A 1099-nucleotide genomic window follows, 5' to 3' on the forward strand; every position below is an offset into this window, starting at 1 on the left:
CGGATGCTTCTCAAATGCATCATCTAGCATGGTCATTACTTGCTTAAGGTCTGGGTGCCTAGAAATATTGTAGGAGATGATTTCTTGGGTACAACCATCAATAATTGGAGAAAGGTAGAGCTTTTGATCTTTGAGATGGAATTCTGTCACGTCGGTAAACCAATGTCTGTCGGGAATAATTGCGTAGAAATTGCGCTTGATTAAGTCTGGCTTGATCTTGCCTTGAACGCCGTAATAGCTGCTGTATTTACGTCTCTTGCGGATTGAGATGCCGAATAAACCCATCTTTTGCATGAGCCTCTGCACCTTCTTATGGTTGATCTCATAGCCTTCCCGTCGAAGCTGGCCGTAGACTCTCCGGTACCCATAGCGCTGGCTGTGTTCAAGATAGATCTCTTTGATTCGATCCATCAGCTTCTGGTTACGAGAATCCTTGTCCGGCTTATGAGTCTGATAGTAGTAGTTACTTCTTGAGATATGAGGCAATCCAGGATTGGCATTGATAACGTCGATGATGTACTTAACGCTAAGCCGTAACTCTTGCCTTAATTCAGTGATTGCACGAGCTAATTCTTCTTTTCTTGGCTCTTCCGTTCTTGAATTAAGGCCTCCAATTTTTTTACGTATGCAAGCTCGACTGTAAGCCTCTTTACCTGCTCTTCCAATTCTTTGATCCGCTGTTTGTCCTTGCTTTTGGGCATTCTTGGGTGGTCTACCTTTCTTCTTGGTAATGACAATATACCCGTTTTCTTTGAAAGAGCGAAGCCAATTAGCAAGAATTCCTTGATTCGTAAGCCCTAAGTCTAAGGAAACCTGCCTAAGAGCTTCACCACCTAGCAGAACTCTATCAATGGCAGCAAGCTTGAAATCAGCAGTATATTTCTGTTGAGGGCGATCCAAAATGGCTTCGCCATGCTTTTGGATCAAGTCTACCAAATATTGGATTCCTCCACGCTCCATCCCATATTTTCGGCTGAGGTAGGTGCCTCTTCTATGATCGTCTACCCATTCGTGGTAGATAGCGAGTTTTATTTCTTTAGTGTATTTAGTCATGAAAATAACCCCCGAAATTAGTGTCCTAATTTCGGGGGTCATATCA

The 1099-nt window shown here is 43.2% G+C and carries 1 protein-coding gene; it reads right to left on the minus strand.

Annotation, left to right across the window (positions count from 1 at the left end; all coding sequences use genetic code 11):
• Window positions 1-1053, minus strand: a 1053-nt coding sequence (locus tag lacNas_RS06355; RefSeq protein WP_307865703.1) for an IS3 family transposase, incomplete at its 3' end; no start/stop codon positions are given.
• Window positions 1054-1099 lie beyond the last annotated feature (46 nt).

Source organism: Lactobacillus nasalidis, from assembly GCF_016587775.1.
Taxonomy (GTDB): Bacteria; Bacillota; Bacilli; order Lactobacillales; family Lactobacillaceae; genus Lactobacillus; species Lactobacillus nasalidis.